At 72.4% G+C, this 15,754-nt stretch carries 19 protein-coding genes, 1 tRNA gene and 1 pseudogene; 10 read left to right on the top strand and 11 right to left on the bottom strand.

The window, feature by feature from the left end; genetic code table 11:
- Window positions 1-39 precede the first annotated feature (39 nt).
- The 3 genes from ACWCV3_RS05045 to ACWCV3_RS05035 form a co-directional block, all read right to left on the bottom strand.
- Window positions 40-1,248, bottom strand: coding sequence for a cytochrome P450 (locus ACWCV3_RS05045; protein WP_451218974.1), 1,209 nt, complete (start codon window positions 1,246-1,248; stop codon window positions 40-42).
- 391 nt (window positions 1,249-1,639) lie between these two features.
- Entirely contained in the window at window positions 1,640-2,101 is a 462-nt protein-coding gene (locus ACWCV3_RS05040; protein WP_451218486.1) for an ATP-binding protein, read from the bottom strand.
- Between the two features lie 72 nt (window positions 2,102-2,173).
- Window positions 2,174-2,305, bottom strand: coding sequence for a hypothetical protein (locus ACWCV3_RS05035; protein WP_451218483.1), 132 nt, complete (start codon window positions 2,303-2,305; stop codon window positions 2,174-2,176).
- A gap of 236 nt (window positions 2,306-2,541) precedes the next feature.
- Between ACWCV3_RS05035 and ACWCV3_RS05030 the strand changes: the two genes are divergently transcribed.
- Window positions 2,542-4,431 (top strand): alkyl/aryl-sulfatase, encoded by a 1,890-nt coding sequence (locus ACWCV3_RS05030; protein ID WP_451218481.1) that lies wholly within the window; start codon window positions 2,542-2,544, stop codon window positions 4,429-4,431.
- Here ACWCV3_RS05030 and ACWCV3_RS05025 read toward each other — a convergent pair.
- On the bottom strand, window positions 4,391-4,945 hold the full coding sequence (locus ACWCV3_RS05025; protein WP_451218478.1) for a DUF3291 domain-containing protein: 555 nt from the start codon (window positions 4,943-4,945) through the stop codon (window positions 4,391-4,393). The genes ACWCV3_RS05030 and ACWCV3_RS05025 overlap by 41 nt on opposite strands.
- Window positions 4,946-5,204: 259 nt before the next feature.
- Here ACWCV3_RS05025 and ACWCV3_RS05020 point away from each other — a divergent pair, with 259 nt between their 5' ends.
- Together ACWCV3_RS05020 and ACWCV3_RS05015 are read left to right on the top strand one after the other, a co-directional pair.
- Window positions 5,205-6,581 (top strand): diacylglycerol/lipid kinase family protein, encoded by a 1,377-nt coding sequence (locus ACWCV3_RS05020; RefSeq protein WP_451218475.1) that lies wholly within the window; start codon window positions 5,205-5,207, stop codon window positions 6,579-6,581.
- Window positions 6,574-7,134 carry a phosphatase PAP2 family protein gene (locus ACWCV3_RS05015; RefSeq protein WP_451218472.1) on the top strand — a complete coding sequence of 187 codons (561 nt, stop codon included), beginning with the start codon at window positions 6,574-6,576 and terminating at the stop codon, window positions 7,132-7,134. Before ACWCV3_RS05020 ends, ACWCV3_RS05015 begins: the two co-directional genes overlap by 8 nt.
- A 114-nt stretch (window positions 7,135-7,248) precedes the next feature.
- Here the strand turns inward: ACWCV3_RS05015 and ACWCV3_RS05010 are convergent, their stop codons facing one another.
- Together ACWCV3_RS05010 and ACWCV3_RS05005 are read right to left on the bottom strand one after the other, a co-directional pair.
- On the bottom strand, window positions 7,249-8,955 hold the full coding sequence (locus ACWCV3_RS05010) for a RecQ family ATP-dependent DNA helicase (protein WP_451218971.1): 1,707 nt from the start codon (window positions 8,953-8,955) through the stop codon (window positions 7,249-7,251).
- Window positions 8,956-9,123: 168 nt separating this feature from the next.
- Complete coding sequence (locus ACWCV3_RS05005; protein ID WP_451218469.1) at window positions 9,124-9,303, bottom strand: hypothetical protein; 180 nt, start codon at window positions 9,301-9,303, stop codon at window positions 9,124-9,126.
- 350 nt (window positions 9,304-9,653) lie between these two features.
- On the opposite strand from ACWCV3_RS05005, the pseudogene ACWCV3_RS05000 reads away from it, so the two are divergent.
- The 4 genes and pseudogenes from ACWCV3_RS05000 to ACWCV3_RS04985 all read left to right on the top strand — a co-directional run.
- Window positions 9,654-9,818: pseudogene (locus ACWCV3_RS05000) on the top strand (EamA family transporter); the annotation flags it as partial.
- A 116-nt stretch (window positions 9,819-9,934) separates the two neighbouring features.
- The gene (locus ACWCV3_RS04995) at window positions 9,935-10,222 is read left to right on the top strand and encodes a DUF4190 domain-containing protein (RefSeq protein ID WP_451218466.1); all 288 of its coding nucleotides are present in this window, start codon (window positions 9,935-9,937) and stop codon (window positions 10,220-10,222) included.
- A gap of 57 nt (window positions 10,223-10,279) precedes the next feature.
- On the top strand, window positions 10,280-10,654 hold the full coding sequence (locus tag ACWCV3_RS04990; protein ID WP_451218463.1) for a VOC family protein: 375 nt from the start codon (window positions 10,280-10,282) through the stop codon (window positions 10,652-10,654).
- Window positions 10,655-10,808: 154 nt separating this feature from the next.
- Entirely contained in the window at window positions 10,809-11,477 is a 669-nt protein-coding gene (locus tag ACWCV3_RS04985) for a Type 1 glutamine amidotransferase-like domain-containing protein (protein ID WP_451218460.1), read from the top strand.
- Between the two features lie 64 nt (window positions 11,478-11,541).
- Here ACWCV3_RS04985 and ACWCV3_RS04980 read toward each other — a convergent pair whose 3' ends face one another.
- The gene (locus tag ACWCV3_RS04980; protein ID WP_451218457.1) at window positions 11,542-11,754 is read right to left on the bottom strand and encodes a hypothetical protein; all 213 of its coding nucleotides are present in this window, start codon (window positions 11,752-11,754) and stop codon (window positions 11,542-11,544) included.
- 370 nt (window positions 11,755-12,124) lie between these two features.
- Here ACWCV3_RS04980 and ACWCV3_RS04975 point away from each other — a divergent pair, with 370 nt between their 5' ends.
- Window positions 12,125-12,967: a putative RNA methyltransferase gene (locus tag ACWCV3_RS04975; protein ID WP_451218454.1), complete on the top strand. Its 843-nt coding sequence runs from the start codon at window positions 12,125-12,127 to the stop codon at window positions 12,965-12,967.
- A gap of 4 nt (window positions 12,968-12,971) precedes the next feature.
- Here ACWCV3_RS04975 and ACWCV3_RS04970 read toward each other — a convergent pair whose 3' ends face one another.
- On the bottom strand, window positions 12,972-13,151 hold the full coding sequence (locus tag ACWCV3_RS04970; protein ID WP_451218451.1) for a hypothetical protein: 180 nt from the start codon (window positions 13,149-13,151) through the stop codon (window positions 12,972-12,974).
- Window positions 13,152-13,198: 47 nt separating this feature from the next.
- Between ACWCV3_RS04970 and ACWCV3_RS04965 the strand changes: the two genes are divergently transcribed.
- The gene (locus tag ACWCV3_RS04965) at window positions 13,199-13,594 is read left to right on the top strand and encodes a hypothetical protein (protein ID WP_451218448.1); all 396 of its coding nucleotides are present in this window, start codon (window positions 13,199-13,201) and stop codon (window positions 13,592-13,594) included.
- Here the strand turns inward: ACWCV3_RS04965 and ACWCV3_RS04960 are convergent.
- Window positions 13,560-13,633, bottom strand: a tRNA-Pro gene (locus ACWCV3_RS04960). The genes ACWCV3_RS04965 and ACWCV3_RS04960 overlap by 35 nt on opposite strands.
- Before the next feature lie 105 nt (window positions 13,634-13,738).
- Between ACWCV3_RS04960 and ACWCV3_RS04955 the strand changes: the two genes are divergently transcribed.
- Window positions 13,739-14,305 carry a DUF309 domain-containing protein gene (locus tag ACWCV3_RS04955; protein ID WP_451218445.1) on the top strand — a complete coding sequence of 189 codons (567 nt, stop codon included), beginning with the start codon at window positions 13,739-13,741 and terminating at the stop codon, window positions 14,303-14,305.
- Here the strand turns inward: ACWCV3_RS04955 and ACWCV3_RS04950 are convergent.
- Together ACWCV3_RS04950 and ACWCV3_RS04945 are read right to left on the bottom strand one after the other, a co-directional pair.
- Window positions 14,241-15,125, bottom strand: a complete 885-nt coding sequence (locus tag ACWCV3_RS04950; protein ID WP_451218442.1) for an SDR family oxidoreductase — start codon at window positions 15,123-15,125, stop codon at window positions 14,241-14,243. The genes ACWCV3_RS04955 and ACWCV3_RS04950 overlap by 65 nt on opposite strands.
- Before the next feature lie 237 nt (window positions 15,126-15,362).
- Window positions 15,363-15,754: ALF repeat-containing protein (locus tag ACWCV3_RS04945; protein ID WP_451218439.1), on the bottom strand; the 392-nt coding region annotated here is incomplete at its 5' end.

Genomic DNA, 15,754 nt, shown 5'->3' with positions numbered 1-15,754 from the left:
CCGCGGCAGAGCGCGTACCGGAGCGCGGCGAGCACCGGTTCACCAGGCCACCGGCAGCTCCAGGGGAAACCGCCGGATCGTCTCCGTGTCCCAGCGCACCTGCTCCGGCGGCACGGCCAGCCGCAGTGCGGGGAAGCGCTCCAGGAGCCGCCCGATGGCCACTTCGAGTTCCGCCATGGCCAGGGGAACGGCGATGCAGCGGTGTCCGCCCCAGCCGAACGTCATGTGCGGACGGCTGGGCCGGTGGATGTCGATGACGTCCGGGTTCGGATAGCGCTCCGGATCGCGGTTGGCAGCGAGGTAGGACACGTGGACGAAGTCTCCCGCCCGGATCTGCGCGCCGCCCAGTTCCAGGTCCTCGAGAGCCAGCCGGGGGATTCCGACGCCGTTGCGGAAGGGGATGTAGCGGAGCATCTCGTTCAGCGCTCCGGTCAGGTCCTCGGGACGGCGCCTGAGGTGGTCCGCCAACTCGGGGCAGGTGAGGAGCAGATAGACGATGTTGCCGATCTGGCAGGTCGCCGTGTCCTGCCCGCTGAGTGCCAGGGTCAGCGCGGTGATCGCCAGTTCCCGGTCGCTGAGGCAGTCCTCGCCGTCCCGGGCTTCGGCCATCAGGCTGATGAGGTCCTCGCCCGGCGACTTCCGGCGCTGTTGGACGAGTTCGCCGAAGTAGGACGTGAGATCGGCCTTGGCCGCCACGGCGGCCTCCTTGGTCCCGGCCCCGACGACCAGCAGCCGGCGCACGGAATCCTGCGTGCGCGCCCAGTCCTCGCGCGGGACGCCGAGCAGGTCCATGACGGTGTGCTGGGGAAGCGTGTCGGCCAGGATCTCCACCACGTCGGCCGGCGGACCGTGCTCCTCCATCTCGTCCAGGAGGCTGTCCGCGAGCCGGACGATCCGGGGCCGCATCTCGTCGGCCCGCTGCTGGGTGAACGCCTGTGAGGCCAGTTGGCGGACCCGGCTGCTGTGCGGCGGATCCATGACGTTGATCGACTCGGGCGAGACGATGGGCTCCGGCGTCAGCCGGGGGTAGTCGTGGGCGGTGATACCGGCCCGGCTCAGCCGGGGGTCCGTGGTCACCCTCTTGACGTCGTCGAAGCCGGTGACGATCCAGGCGTCGGCTTCGCCGTAGGGCAGTCTGACGCGGGCCGGGGTGTCCCGGCGCATCAGATCGGCGAGCGCGGGATCGAACTCGAGCGCCTCACTGTAATCGAACGGGCACTCGACGGCCCTTTTGTCGCTGGGCACCAGGGGGCTCCTCCGACTTCGGAACGGGTGGGGGAACAGAGGCGCCCACCGCGTGAAGGGGCCCTGGGCGATACGCGCGGTCACGGGAGCCCTCGGTTACGCAGAGTAGGCGCGATCAGAGTGTGGCCGGACACCGGGGAACTCCGAAGCCGCCACGCCACGCCGACGAGCCAGGTTCTGCCGGACGGCCCCGCCTCGGACGTGCGGGCAGTCCCTCCGGACGAGGGACTCCTCGGACGTGGGGGCAGTCCCTCCGGACGAGGGACTCCTCGGCCGCTCCGGTGTCCGCGGGTGGGCCGCGTCCCGCTCGGAGTCACGCGGCGGACGAGCCCCGCCCCCGCGGACCCCGCCGGCCGGCCACGCGAGTACGCCCGGATGCCGGTGTGCCGTCGAGTCAGCCCCCTGCCTCACCCGCGTCCCGCTCCCCCGGCGTGTCCACCTCCGCCCAGATCGTCTTGCCGCTCCCGCTCTCGTACCGGGTACCCCACCGATCGGCGAACTGGGGGACGATGAACAGCCCCCGGCCACCCTCGTCCCCCTCCTGCGCGTGCTGCAGCAGAGGCGCGTTGCCGCCGCCGCCGGAGACCTCGATCGTGAGGGCCTGGTCGAAGATGAGGCGGAGGAGGGCCGGTGGGGAGCCGTGGCGGACCGCGTTTCCGGCGAACTCGCTGACGATGAGCCGGCCGTCGAAACGGACCTCCGCGTCCGGTCCCCACGCGCGCAGGTGCCGCTCACAACAGGCGCGTGCGGCCTCCGCCGCCCCGGGGCCGTCGGGGAGGGCGAGGGCGGCGACGCGTTCGCGCGGGAAAGCCATGACCCGGCACACGAGCAGTTCGGGTCGGGCGTCGCCTTCCACGGCACCTCCCCGACCAGGATGCGCAACACGACGTCGGGACGCACTCCGGGCGCACCGCCTCCGCTCCGGCGATCACCTGCGCCGGGGCGGGACCATGTCCGGGTCGGGTGTGCGGCGGCCGACGGCGCGGAAGGCGGCCGGCGTCACCAGGGCGGCCGCTCCCGCACTGACCGGCTCCCGCTCCGGCGAGCGGCCGGACGACATGAGTCCCTCTCTTCGAAGGTGTCCTGCCGCGGCTGGGCGAGGTGAGCGGAACCCGTTGCCCGTCGCCACGTTGAATTCCAGGTCCGGTTCTGCGCGAAGCCGTACATGTCCGTGCCGCCGGAACGCAGCGCGTCGGTCATCGGGCCTGCTCCCCCGAACGGGCGGGTGCGCTCGCCCGCGCCACGGCGGTGGGTAAGGGTGGGCGGGGCCGAGTGTCACCTCGAGGGAGTCGCCGCATGGCCGGTAACAGCGCCGCAGAACCAGCTGTCAACAGGGGTAACGCCGAGATCGGCGAGCGCTTTCCCTTCGACGACGTGCAGGACTTCGAGAACGCGCGCCGGGGGTTCGTCGGCACCACCGAGGAGACCGTGGTGCGCGGCGACGACGGCGAGGTGTGGAACCTGGCGGCGTACGGGTTCCTCGACCGGGAGTGCCCGCCCACCGCGAATCCCAGCCTGTGGCGGCAGAGCCGGCTGGTGGCCCTGCACGGCCTCTTCGAGGTGACCGGGGGCATCTACCAGGTCCGGGGCTTCGACCTGTCCAACATGACGATCGTCGAGGGTGACAGCGGGGTGCTGGTGATCGACCCCCTCATCAGTACGGAGACCGCCGCAGCGGCTCTCGCGCTGTACCGCCGTCACCGCGGGAACCGCCCGGTCACCGGGGTGCTGTACACACACAGCCACGTCGACCATTTCGGGGGCGTCCGAGGTGTGCTCGGCGACGAGGACGTGGCCGCCGGGGTGCCGGTCATCGCCCCCCGGGGTTTCCTGGAGCACGCGGTCAGCGAGAACGTCTACGCCGGTACGGCCATGGGGCGCCGAGCCGCCTACATGTACGGGGCCGCCCTGCCCACCGGTGAGCGCGGGCAGATCGGCGCCGGGCTCGGACAGACCACGTCCACCGGTACGGTCACCCTGATCCCGCCCACCCTCTCTGTCACACACACCGGGCAGACGGAAACAGTGGATGGCATCCCCATGGTCTTCCAGCTCACGCCGGGCACCGAGGCCCCGGCCGAGCTGAACATCCACTTCCCGGACCACGCGGCGCTGTGCATGGCGGAGAACGCCACCCACAACCTGCACAACCTGCTCACCCTGCGCGGTGCCCAGGTGCGCAACCCACACGTGTGGGCGCACTACCTCACTGAGGCGATCCAGTTGTTCGCCCCCCATGTGGACGTGGCCTTCGCCTCCCACCACTGGCCGACGTGGGGAACGGACCGCGTCCTCGGCTTCCTTTCCGAGCAGCGGGATCTGTACGCGTATCTGCACGACCAGACCCTGCGCATGCTCAACGAGGGCATGACACCGCTGGAGATCGCCGAGGCCATGCGGATGCCCCCGGCCCTGGAGCGTGCCTGGCACACCCATGGCTACTACGGCTCGGTCAGCCACAACACCAAGGCGGTCTACCAGCACTATCTCGGCTGGTTCGACGGCAACCCCGCCCACCTCTGGGAACACCCGCCGGTCGAGGCCGCCATCCGCTACGTCGACTTCATGGGCGGAGCCGACGCCGTGCTGCGCCGCGCCCGCGAGTCCTTCGCCTCGGGCGACTTCCGCTGGGTCGTCCAGGTCGTCAACCACGTCCTGTTCGCCGACCCCGACAACGCCGAGGCCCGTGGCCTCCAGGCGGAGGCCTTCGAACAGCTCGGGTACGGCAGCGAGAACGGCACCTGGCGCAACTTCTACCTCACCGGTGCTCTCGAGCTCCGCGAGGGCCCGGTCGGCACCCCCGCGGCTGCCGCCTCGCCCGACATCATGCGCGCCCTCCCTCTGACCCAGCTCCTCGGCTCCCTCGCGATCCGGGTCGACGGCCCCCGGAGCTGGGACGCCGACCTCGCCATCCGGTTCCGGCTGCGTGACGGCGACCCGGTGTCCCTGCGGCTGCGCAACGGCGTCCTGATCCACACGGTCGGCGAGACCCCCGGCGAGCGGGCCCCCGACGCGGAGATCGCCCTCGCGGACACCGACCTCCGTGCGCTGCTCCTCGGCGCCACGTCCTTGGGTGACCTCGCCGCCGAGGGCCGCGCCGAGATCACCGGCGACCCGGAGAAGCTGGCCGAACTGTTCGGCCACCTCAGCGAGCCGGACCCGGACTTCGCCATCGTGACACCGTGAGCGCGGTGCCGTCGGCGGTGAACGCCTGGCGGAAGGTGAAGGCGCGCGGACCGGAACCGTGGTCCCGCAGGTGTTCCAGTCGGGTGACGCCGTCCTGCCACGTGGGCGTCACGTCGTCGGCGGTCCACCAGAAGACGTGACTGGGGTGCCCTGTTCTCTCGAACCAGTCGTGACGCCGCTTCAGGGCCTCGCCGTGCAGGCCGCTGTGGACGGCGTCGAAGGCGTGGTGCGGGCCGGTCCAGAGGGAGAGGGTCGCGGCCAGGGCGGTGGTTTCCGCCGTCCGGCCCTTGTCGTACCAGGCGGGTACGGCGAAGTCTCCCCACGCCCCCCAGTCCGCGCCGAACAGCTCGCCCCGGCCGCCCTGTGCCGGTTCCGCGTGAGCGAGGTACCCGGGATGCCGGCTGATCTTCCGGTAGACGGCCGCGCCGATGTCGTAGAACTCGCTTGTGAGAGGTGTGGCATCGGCGAGGGGTGACCTCAGGACGCCGAACGTGTACAGGGCCAGCTGTGGCAAGTGTCTCTCCCCGGGGCCGAAGACGGGGCGAAGGTAGCCGCATCGGCGGGCCGTGTCGAAGTTGCTTTTTCTCCGGCCGAGTGGCTTCCGTCATGCGGCGGATCCGGCCCGGTTGCGCGTCGTCAGCGCATACCGCCCGCTGCGTTCGGCGGTCTCGGGACGGTCCTCGGACCCGTATAGCCGACCGGAACAACCCTCCGGGCGGGGCTCTGCGTCAGGCTGGTGGGGCGGGGCGGGCGAGATCTACCAGGAGGACGTCATGGGCGGGGCACGAACGGCGCGGTCCCGGGCGGGCCTGACGGCCCGGCTGCTCGCGCGGTGCGCCGTGGTGGCGGCGATCGGCGCCGCGGTGGTGCTGCTGCTCGCGGTCGGCGGGGGCGGGCTGTTCGTGGCCCTGGCGGCGGTGGTCGGTCTGGTGCTCTTCGCCGCCGGCGTCTGGTGGTTCCTGGCCCGGCGGGGCGTGATGCGGCTGCTGGGAGCGTTCGTCGCCGTCGCCGCGCCGATCGGCTTCCTGGTGTTCATCACGCGCAGCGGTCTGTGGCTGGTCGCGCTGGTCTCCGCCGCGTGCTGGTCGGTCGCGGCCTTCACGGGCCGCGCGGCGCTGCGTGCGGCGCGACCGCACCGGCCCCAGCGGCCCACCCGTGCGCGTCCGCCGAAACGGCCGGTGCTGATCATGAACCCGGAGTCCGGCGGCGGCAAGGTCGGCCGCTTCGGCCTCGTGAAGCGGGCGGAGGACCTGGGCGCGCGCGTGATCAAGCTCGACCCCTCGCAGCCGGCCGACGTCACCAAGCTCGCCGAGCGGGCCGTCGCCGAGGGAGCCGATCTGCTCGGGGTGGCCGGCGGCGACGGCACGCAGGCGCTGGTCGCGGCGGTCGCCGCCGAGCACCACCTGCCGTTTCTCGTGATTTCCGCGGGCACCCGCAACCACTTCGCCATGGACCTCGGCCTCGACCGCACCGACCCCGCCCGCTGCCTCGACGCCCTGACCGACGGCGAGGAGGTCCGTGTCGATCTCGGCGACGTCTCCGGCCGCCCCTTCGTCAACACGGTGTCCTTCGGCGTGTACGCGGACATCGTGCAGAGCCCCGAGTACCGCGACAACAAGACCGGTACCGCCCTGGATCTGATGCCGGACCTGCTGGCCGGCGAGGGCGTGCGGCGGCTCGGCGCGAACCTGGACGGCGACCGCCTCGCCGGGCAGCAGGCCCTCCTGATCAGCAACAACCCGTACGTCTCGCCCGACGAGCTGAGCGGCGGGGGGCGCCGGCCGCGACTGGACACGGGTGAGCTGGGCGTCATCGGGATCAGGGTGGAGAACGCGGCCCAGGCGGCGGATCTGGCCGTACGGGGCTCGCAGGCGCCCGGGCTCACCGTGACGACCGCGCACCGGGCCGAGGTGACGGCCGGAGAGGAGCAGATCCCGGTGGCGGTGGACGGCGAGGCACTGTGGCTGCGCACACCGGTCACCTGCTCGGTACGGCCGGGCGCGCTGCGGGTGCTGCTGCCCCGGGACCGTCCCGGGGTGCCGCCGCCCGCGCCCCCCATCGACTGGCGGAGACTGCTCGTCCTGGCGTTCGGCCCGGTCGAGCGCACGGCGCCGGCGGAGCACACAGCACCGGGAGAGAAGCATGCCTGACCGCGGTACCGTCCCCACCGTCCTCGGCGACCTGCGCGCGGTCGACGGCGCGCTGTACGCCGCCGTGGCCGCCACGCCGACGCCCGCGCTGGACCGGGCGCTGCGGCTGCTGTCGCACGCGGCCGACCACTCGAAGATCTCGCTCGGCGCCGCGGCGGCCCTCGCGCTGCTGCCGGGCCGGCCGCGCCGCGCGGCGCTGGCCGGGGTCGTCTCGGTCACGCTCGCGTCGGCGGCGGCGAACCTGTTCGGCAAGCGGATGGTGCGGCGTCACCGGCCCGACTGGGAGGCGGCGCAGGTCGCGGTGGCCCGGTACGTGCCCATGCCCGAGTCGGCGTCCTTCCCCTCCGGCCACACGGCCTCGGCCACCGCGTTCGCCACCGCGGTGGGGGTCGTCCTGCCTCCGGCCGCCGTCCCGCTGGGTTCGCTGGCGGTCGCCGTCGGGTACTCCCGCGTCCACACGGGCGTGCACTATCCGGGAGATGTCGCGGCGGGCGCGGTGCTGGGGTTCGCGGCGGCCGCGGTGTCGCTGGCCGTGGTGCGGGGGCCGCGCTGAGGGGCTCGCGGTCTCCATGTGTGGGGTCCGTCTCCTGGACGGAGGCCGCATATGGGCGGGGCCACATGCGGGGAGACCACGTGGGGTGGACTCACATGTGGCCGCCGCACATCCTCAGCACACGGTCAGCAACTGGTTCTTGTTGATGACCTGGAGAGACAGCGTGCGATACCCCACCGCCTCGAACAGCACCGTCAGCCGCTCGTTCTCCTCGCTCATGACCGATCCCTGTCCCCACTGCTCGTGCCGTACGAGGGTGCCGGGCGGGAAGGGATGCTCATCCCCGGCGGGCGCCGGGGAGACCGGTTCGGGTATCGGTCCACCCGTACCGGCCAGCACGGCGGGCCCGCCCTCCGCGCCACCCACCTGGGCCAGTTCGGCCGCCTCGCACCGATCGCAGGCGCCGCAGGACTCGTCCTGGTCGCCGCTCTGCCCGAAGTAGCCCAGCAGGAACCGGCGCCGGCAGCCGGTGGCCTCCGCATAGCCCCGCATCATGTCGACCCGGGAGCGTTCCAGCTGCTGGTGGGCGTCGGCCAGTTCGATCGCCTGCCGCGCGGCGGTGGCCGGGTCGAACCGGCCGGTCTTCGCCAGTTCGCCGTCCTCGGTGGTGTGGACGGCGTCGACCTGCTCCAGGAGGTTCACGACGGCCGTCAGGCGGCTCGCCGTCAGGTGGGTCTCGTCGCGCAGCTCGGTCGGCGGGACGGGGCCGTCGTGTGCCTCCAGCGTGCTCACGACCTGGGTGACGGTGTCCGGGTCCGGGCGTCCGGCCGCGAAGAACCGCTGCAGGCCGAGGTCCTGGGGCCGGTAGGCGAGAATCGCGCGGGCCTCCTCGCCGTCCCGGCCGGCGCGGCCGATCTCCTGGTAGTACGCGTCCAGGGAGCCGGGGACGGAGGCGTGCAGCACGAAGCGGACGTCCGGCTTGTCGATGCCCATCCCGAAGGCGGAGGTCGCCACGACCACGTCCAGTTCGCCCGCCATGAACCGGTCGTGCACGTCGCCCCGCTCCCCCGCGGGCAGCCCGGCGTGGTACGCGGCCGCGTCCAGCCCGAGCAGGCTCAGTTCCTCCGCGTACTCCTCCGCCTCCCGGCGCGTACCGGCGTACACAAGGCCGGGCTTGGCCTCGGCGGCCGCGCGCTCGACCACGGCACGCTTCTTGACCGCGGCCTCACGGAACGGGACGACCTCCAGGTGGATGTTGGGCCGGTCGAAGCCGGTGACGACCTCGTGCACGTCCCGCATGCCCAGGCGGCTGACGATGTCGGCCCGGACCGGTGCGGCGGCACTCGCGGTCAGGGCCAGTACGGGGGGCCGGCCGAGCCGGTCGATGACCTGGCCGAGGCGCAGGTAGTCCGGGCGGAAGTCGTGCCCCCAGGACGACACGCACTGGGCCTCGTCGACGACGAACAGCGCGGGTCCGGCGGCGGCGAGCTGCTCGACCACCTCGTCCTTGGCGAGCTGCTCGGGCGCGAGGAAGAGGAAGTCGACGTCGCCCTCGCTGATCCGGTCCCACACCGCCGCGTTCTCGCTGCCGCTCTGGGACGAGTTCACCGCCGCCGCCTCCGTGCCGTCCCGACTCAGCAGGCCCCGCACCTGGTCCCGCTGGAGAGCGACGAGCGGTGACACCACGACGGTCGGTCCCGGCAGCAGCAGCCCCGGCACCTGGTAGACGGCCGACTTCCCTGCCCCGGTGGGCATCACGACCAGCGTGTCCCGCCGCTCCATCACCGCTTCCATCGCCACCAGCTGCTCCGGCCGCAACTCCTGCCAACCGAACACGTCCGACGCGCTCTTGCGCAGCCGCTTCGCCGACGCGGTACTCATCATGCTCCCCCTGTGCTCCGGGCCCTTCTCAGATCACCGGAATCGGCGCCTGGGTGAGCACCCGATACCCCGCGGAGACCCAAGTAGCGCCCTGACGGCGGGGGAATCGGTCTGGCGCCCGGTCGTCACGAAGCTCCGAAGCGTCTGCCTCGCCGCCCCCGTGACCGCTCACGCGGGCATCTCGGGTGGCGCCACCCATCCCTCCTTCAGCGCCCGCACCGTCTCCACGACCGCCGGGCCGGCCGCCCGCCCGGTACGCCACAGGGCGTACAGCCGGCGCACCGGTGCCGGATCGGGCGGCACCTCCACCGCATCGGACGCCAGCGGCCCGCGCCCCAGCCGGGGCACGAGCCCGATGCCGAGCCCGGCTCACGGAGGGTGCGGACGAGCCAGCCGTGGCACACCCGCCCCGGCGGCCGGCACACCCACCGCTGACCGCCGGGTCCCCATCTGTCCGTCGGCATGGTCGCCCAGGGAGCGGTGGGCATGGCGGTGCCGTGCGGCTGGGGTTCCACATCGCTGAGCCGCACGTCCAACGCCGATTGCCGTAAGCCCAGTTCGGCCAACATCTCCCGTGCGGCGGTGGCGAGTCGGCGCGCCTCGGCGGTGAGGCGCACGCCTCGGCCGTCCCGTTCCAGCAGGACGGACCCGGTCTCGCGCTCCAGCTTGGTGATCTGCCGGGACACGGCGGACGGAGTGGCATGTCCTGCGCCGCGCTCTTCCTCGGCGAACCGGTGAGCGGCCTGCGCTGGTGCGCGGCGGCGTTGCTGATCGGCAAGATGGCGCCGGCGTCCGTCGCACCTCGGCGCCGGGCGCCGGAGCCCGTGGCGATCAAACTGCCGGAACCAGCGGGAAAGTCGTGAATCACAGGTTCCGCTTCATCCCGGGTTTCCTGGGGAATGCCGCAACTCCCCCTGGGCACACGGAGCCCAGACACGCAAAGCACCGGCATTCCCCATTTCATGGAACGGGAGTTCTCATGACCAGTTACGGTGGCCAGCCGGCCGCTCGATCCGGTTCGCGGACCAATGGCCTCGCCATCGCGGGCCTGGTGTGCGGCATTGTCGGATTCTTCTTCCTCAATGTCGTTCTCGGCCCGCTGGCGATCATCTTCGGAATGGTCGCGGCACGTCGGTCGGGTGCCCAGGGCGGTCGTGGAATGGCGAAGGCGGCCGTGGTTCTCGGCATCGTGGACCTCGTGGTCTTCGCCATCCTCATGATCGCGGCGGCGAACAACGGCGGATTCCACTGGTACGTCGGAGGCTGATCTCCGAATTGATTTCCGGGGACGCGTACGGGAAAGGGCTGCGGGCAGGGACGGACCATGACGAACCTGCTCGCAGCCTTTGTCCTCAGCACCCCGGATCCACCCGCGCTGGCCGATTTCTATCGCGCCCTGCTGGGCTGGGAAGAGGTCGACCGTGAGCCCGACTGGGTCCGGCTCAGGTCCCCGGAGCGCGAACGCCCCGGCCTGAGCTTCCAGCTGGAGAGGGATCACCGCCCCCCGGCCTGGCCGTCCCGCCCCGGCGACCAGCAGATGCAGGCCCACCTCGACATCCAGGTCGACGACCTCACCGCCGAGACCGAACGCGCGTGTGCCCTGGGTGCCACGGTGGAGGAACACCAGCCGCAGGACGACGTCCGCGTACTGCGCGACCCCCACGGCCATCTGTTCTGCCTCTTCCTCCCCGGCGCCTGAGCGGCGCGCCCGGCTCACCCGCTTGCCCACGACGGCACGGCGGGGGCACACGGCAGTTCGACCAGGGTGACGGCTCGGGGGTACGGCCACTGAGCCGGCCCGGCGCTCGCTGCGCGGCGTTGCCCGAGTCCGGCGCACGTGATTGGGTCGGCCGATGGAACTTCTGCTGACGTCGGCCGGCCTGCGCAACGAGACGCTCAGGGACGCCCTGCGGGACATGGTGGGAAAGCCGTTCGGCTCGGCGAACATCGTCTACGTCCCCACGGCGTCCATGGCCGAGTCCGGCGACCACGGATGGCTCCTCGCCGACATGGCCCGCGTGCACGGGCTGGGCTGGCGGGAGTTCGACATCCTGGAACTCAACGGCCTGCCGCGGCGGCTCGTGCTCGACCGGCTGCTGCGCGCCGACGTCATCTACGCCGGCGGCGGCAACCACTATCACCTCGCCCGCAGCATCACCGGAAACGGCCTGGCGGACGGCTTCCTGGAAGCGCTGGCGGACCGGGTCTACGTGGGGCTGAGCGCCGGATCGATGATCCTCAGCCGGCATCTCACCACACACTCGGCGGACGTCCTCGGGGACACGGCGGACCTCCATCTGCTGGACGCGACCACCGTGACCCCGCCCTTCGGTCTCCTCGACTCGTACCTGAAGCCCCATCTGTACTCACCGGACTTCCCCGAACGCGACGACGCCTGGGCGGATCGCATCGTCGCTCGGGCGGACTTCCCGATCCACTTCATCGACGACGACACGGCGCTCCGTGTGCGCGACGGCAAGACGGACGTCGTCTCGGAGGGCCGGTGGCGCTTCCACCCGTGACCGGCCGGCGCTCACCGCGGGCCCAGCAGGCGTAGCAGGCCGGCCACGCAGTCCGGCGACGCGGTCACGGAAGCCGTCGGCGGTGCGGCGCGGCGAGGGCGCGGCCGGAGGTGGGGCACCAGTCCCACCACCGGTCCAGTGCGGCGGTGTCGTGCCGTTCGGGCCGGCCGCGGGCACGGGCCTGCGCGGTGACCTTGGCCCCGCCCGCCACGGGGCCGACGGCGAGGGCGGGCATCCCGGCGCGCGGCGCGAGACCCATGCCGGACGACACGATCACGGTCTTCGTCCGTCCGCGGAACTCATCGAGGCCAGGAGCGGCAGGACATGCCGACGACCGCTGTGTCGCGCGAGCACCGCGCACGATTCCTCGAGGTCGTCACAACTCCCGGTCGATCGAAACGGGCTGTCACGTCGACGCAACGGGGCTGCTGTCGGCGCAGTAGGAATTGGCGAGGCCGCATGCACGGCATTCCTTGGGCAATTGCCCGGGAATTCGGCCGCTGGTGATGTCGTGCGCGCCAGTGGGGTTCACCGGCGGCGGACACATGGCGCGGGGATTCTCCGCCCCCGACTCCGGTCGACTGCCGGTGCGGGCGCCTGCGTTAGGGTTGGCCGGGCCGCCGACGCGCGCGAAGGAACGGTGCCTCATGCTCAGAAGGATCGTGCGACACCTCGCCTGCCCGCACTGCGGTGCCTCGCTGTCCCTGGGCGACCGCGCGCTTTCCTGCCCCTTTGGACACTCCTTCGACATAGCGAAGCAGGGTTATGTCAATCTGCTTCCGGGGGCGACGAAGCTGCGCGCGGACACCAAGGAAATGGTGGAAGCGCGTGACGCGTTCCTGTCGGCGGGGCACTACGCCCCCGTGACGCACGCGCTGGTCGAGCTGGCTCGGCGGACGTCCGACCCGGCTGTGCCCGGTTGTGTCGTCGACATCGGCGGCGGGACGGGCCACTACCACGCGGAGGTCATGGACGCGTTCCCCGACCTCGACGGGCTGCTGCTGGACATTTCCAAGTTCGCCGTGCGACGTGCCGCGAAGGCGCATCCGCGGATAGCGGCCGCCGTCACCGACGCCTGGCAGACGCTTCCGCTGCGGGACGACAGCGCCGCCATGGTGATCAACACGTTCGCTCCCCGCAACGGTCCCGAACTGCACCGGATCCTGCATCCCGGTGGTGTCCTTCTTGTCGTCACACCCCTGCCCGATCACCTGCAGGAAATCATCGGCTCACTCGGTCTGCTGCAGGTGGACGAGGGCAAGGAGTCGCGTCTGGCTGAGCAGCTCGCCCCGCACTTCTCGGCAGTCGCCACGGAGCGCCTGACGCGGACCATGGCGCTCGATCACCAGGCTCTGGCTCAGCTCGTGGGCATGGGGCCCAATGCCTGGCACCGTGATGCGCGGGAGGACGGCGAACGGATCCAGCGGCTGCCGGCGCCGTCCCATGTCACTCTCTCCGTGCGGCTGTCCGCCTACCGGTTGTCGGCGTAGCGGCTCAGGCCGCGCCCTTCGACGCCTCCGCCGATTGCTCGAGGATGCCGCAGGCGGTGTCCACTCCTCGTTCCTTGGCGACCAGTTCGCCCAGGCGCCTGGCGCGGGCCACCATCGCGGGGTCGGTGACCGTCTGCCGGACGCTCCTCGCCGGCGCCTCCGGGGAGAACCGGGCGAAGGGCACCGGGCGGGCGGCTTCCAGGGCTCCTGGCGCGGGCGCGGCCCTTCGCCGTGGAACTGACCGGCCACGCGGGCCTGGCCGAGGCCGTGGCCGGCATCGAGCGCCTTGACCTGCTGGTGCACAGCGCCGCAGTCGCCACGCTCGGACCGGTCGCCCGGAATCCGGCCCAGGCGTGGCGGGACACGCTGGAGGTCAGGGTGGTCGCGGTCGGCAGGTTCGCCGCGCGGGCCTTCGCCGACGCGCTGCGCGCCGGGGAAGCCGGCTCGCGTGTCACCACGGTCCACCCCGGCCGGGTGATCACCGCGACGCAGCGCTCGATCCGTGTGTCCCGGTCTCCAACTGGTCCCCGGGACGACCGAGGGCCGGTTTCGGACTGCTCCGAAACCGGCCCTGATCTGCGACTGTCTCCAGTCGGGACGACAGGATTTGAACCTGCGACCCCTTGACCCCCAGTCAAGTGCGCTACCAAGCTGCGCCACGTCCCGATGCACTGACTCGCGGTGACCCGCGTGATCGCGCGAACAGCACTTTACCCCACGTACGGGACTCCGCCGAAGCGGGTGGTGGACCCGAGGGGCAGAATCGGCCGCATGGCAGACGCAGAGGCGGGCGGAGCGACCGGCGGACGCGACCGGGACACCGAGGGGCGGGCGAGGAACGCGCGGCCCCGCGACGGGCTGGGACGGCCCCTGCCGTACGGGGTCGAGGGGGTCGAGCGGCAGCCCGAAGGGGTGCTGCGCAGCCCTGAGGAGACGGTCGCGGAGGCGCAGACGCTGCTGGACGCCGGGAAGCCGTTCCACGCGCACGAGGTGTTCGAGGACGCCTGGAAGTCCGGTCCCGACGCCGAACGCGAGCTGTGGCGCGGGCTCGCACAGATCGCCGTGGGCCTCACCCACTCCGCCCGCGGCAACACCACGGGCGGCCCTCGCCTCCTGCGCCGGGGCGCGGCGGCGGTGACGGCCTGGTCCGCGGAGAACCGGTCCCGCCCCTACGGCCTGGATCTCCCCGGCCTCGCCGCCTGGGCCGGAGACCTCGCCGGGCGGGTGGAACAGACCACTGCCCCCGTAGACGCCGCCGTCGAGGCACCCCGCCTCACGCTCGCCGCCCCTCCCGCCACGCCTCGTCGGCCGCTCCCCCCGCACCCAGCAACCCCGTAGGCGGCAGCGTCCGCTCGGCCTGCAGGCGGGGCAGCGCCCTGCCGGAGACGTGCCGTACGACCGGCGGCAGCACCGCGCGCCCCCACTGGGCGAGCCGGAGCCACGCCGGTACGTACACCGACGTACGCCGGTGCTCCACCGCGCGGACCAGGCGCTCCGCGACCACCTGCGCCGGGTACACCTTGCGGGCCGGGGCGGGCATGTGGGCGCGGAGTTCGCGGAGGACGGGGTAGTGGTCGGCGTCGCGGGTCATGTCGGTGTCGGTCCAGTTGATGTAGGCGATGCCCACGCCGACGGACTCGTGGGCGACCTCGGCCTGGAGGGAGCGGGCGAACGACTCGACGCCGGCCTTGGACGCGCAGTAGGCGCTCATCATCGGCGAGGTGCCGAACGCGGCCAGCGACGCCACCTGGAGGAAGTAGCCCGAGGTGCCCAGGAGGTTGGCGAGGAACGCCCGCGCGGTCAGGGCACTGCCGACCAGGTTGACGTCGATCACCCGCCGCCACGACTCGGGCACGGACCCCGCGAAGGGACCGCCCTCGGCGATCCCCGCGTTGGCCACGACGACGGACGGCCGCCCCAGCCGGTCCCGTATCTCCACCGCCGCGCGCTCCAGTGCGCGGAAGTCGGTGATGTCCACCTCCAGAGCGAGCACCGGCGGCGGGAGCGAGGCCGCCACCTCCTCCAGTCGCGGCCCTTCCAGGCCGAGCAGCGCCAGTCGCGCGCCGCGCTCGGCGAACGCTCCGGCAAGAGCCGCGCCCAGACCGCGCGCGGCTCCGGTCACGACGACGGTACGGCCTGCGAGGGGACTGTCGTACATGGGGCGCTGCCTCCGTCCACGGGACCCGGCCGGTCCGGGCTCACCGGAAGGGCCGAGTACCCATGTGCGACGGGAAGCGACTCCCTGCCGGGGGCGGGGGTGACCGCAGGGCCCCGCCCGGCTCGCGGAGCCCGCACCCCCGGGGGCTCGTCGGTCCTTGCGGGTCGGCCCGCGAGCGCCGAGGTGCCGTGCCGGACCCCGCTCCCTGAACCGGCGTGATCCAGACGAAAGACCCTACTAGTGCACCTGGTACTGACCCACCGCGATGAAGTACCGCAGGTCCTCCAGCGTGCCGTCGAGCGCGGCGGAGGCGGCCGCGCGGAGGGCGGCGCTGGACCCGGGGTCGGCGAGGATGCGGAGGGCGGCCACCCGGTCGTCCTCGCCCTGGGCCAGCCGGTAGCCCGTCTCCAGGAACGCCCGCTGGTCGTCGATCGTGCCGTCCAGGGCCTTGCCCGCCTCCCGGATCACGGCCTTGCCGCTCTTCGGGTCCGCGAGAATCCGGGCTATGGCCACCCGGTCGTCCTCGGCCTGCGCCAGCCGGTAGCCCGTCTCCAGGAACGCCCGCTGGTCGTCGATCGTGCCGTCCAGGGCCTTGCCCGCCTCCCGGATCACGGCCTTGCCGCTCTTCG

This window comes from Streptomyces sp. NPDC001781, assembly GCF_053596035.1.
This window is presented reverse-complemented; position numbering and strand designations above follow the sequence as displayed.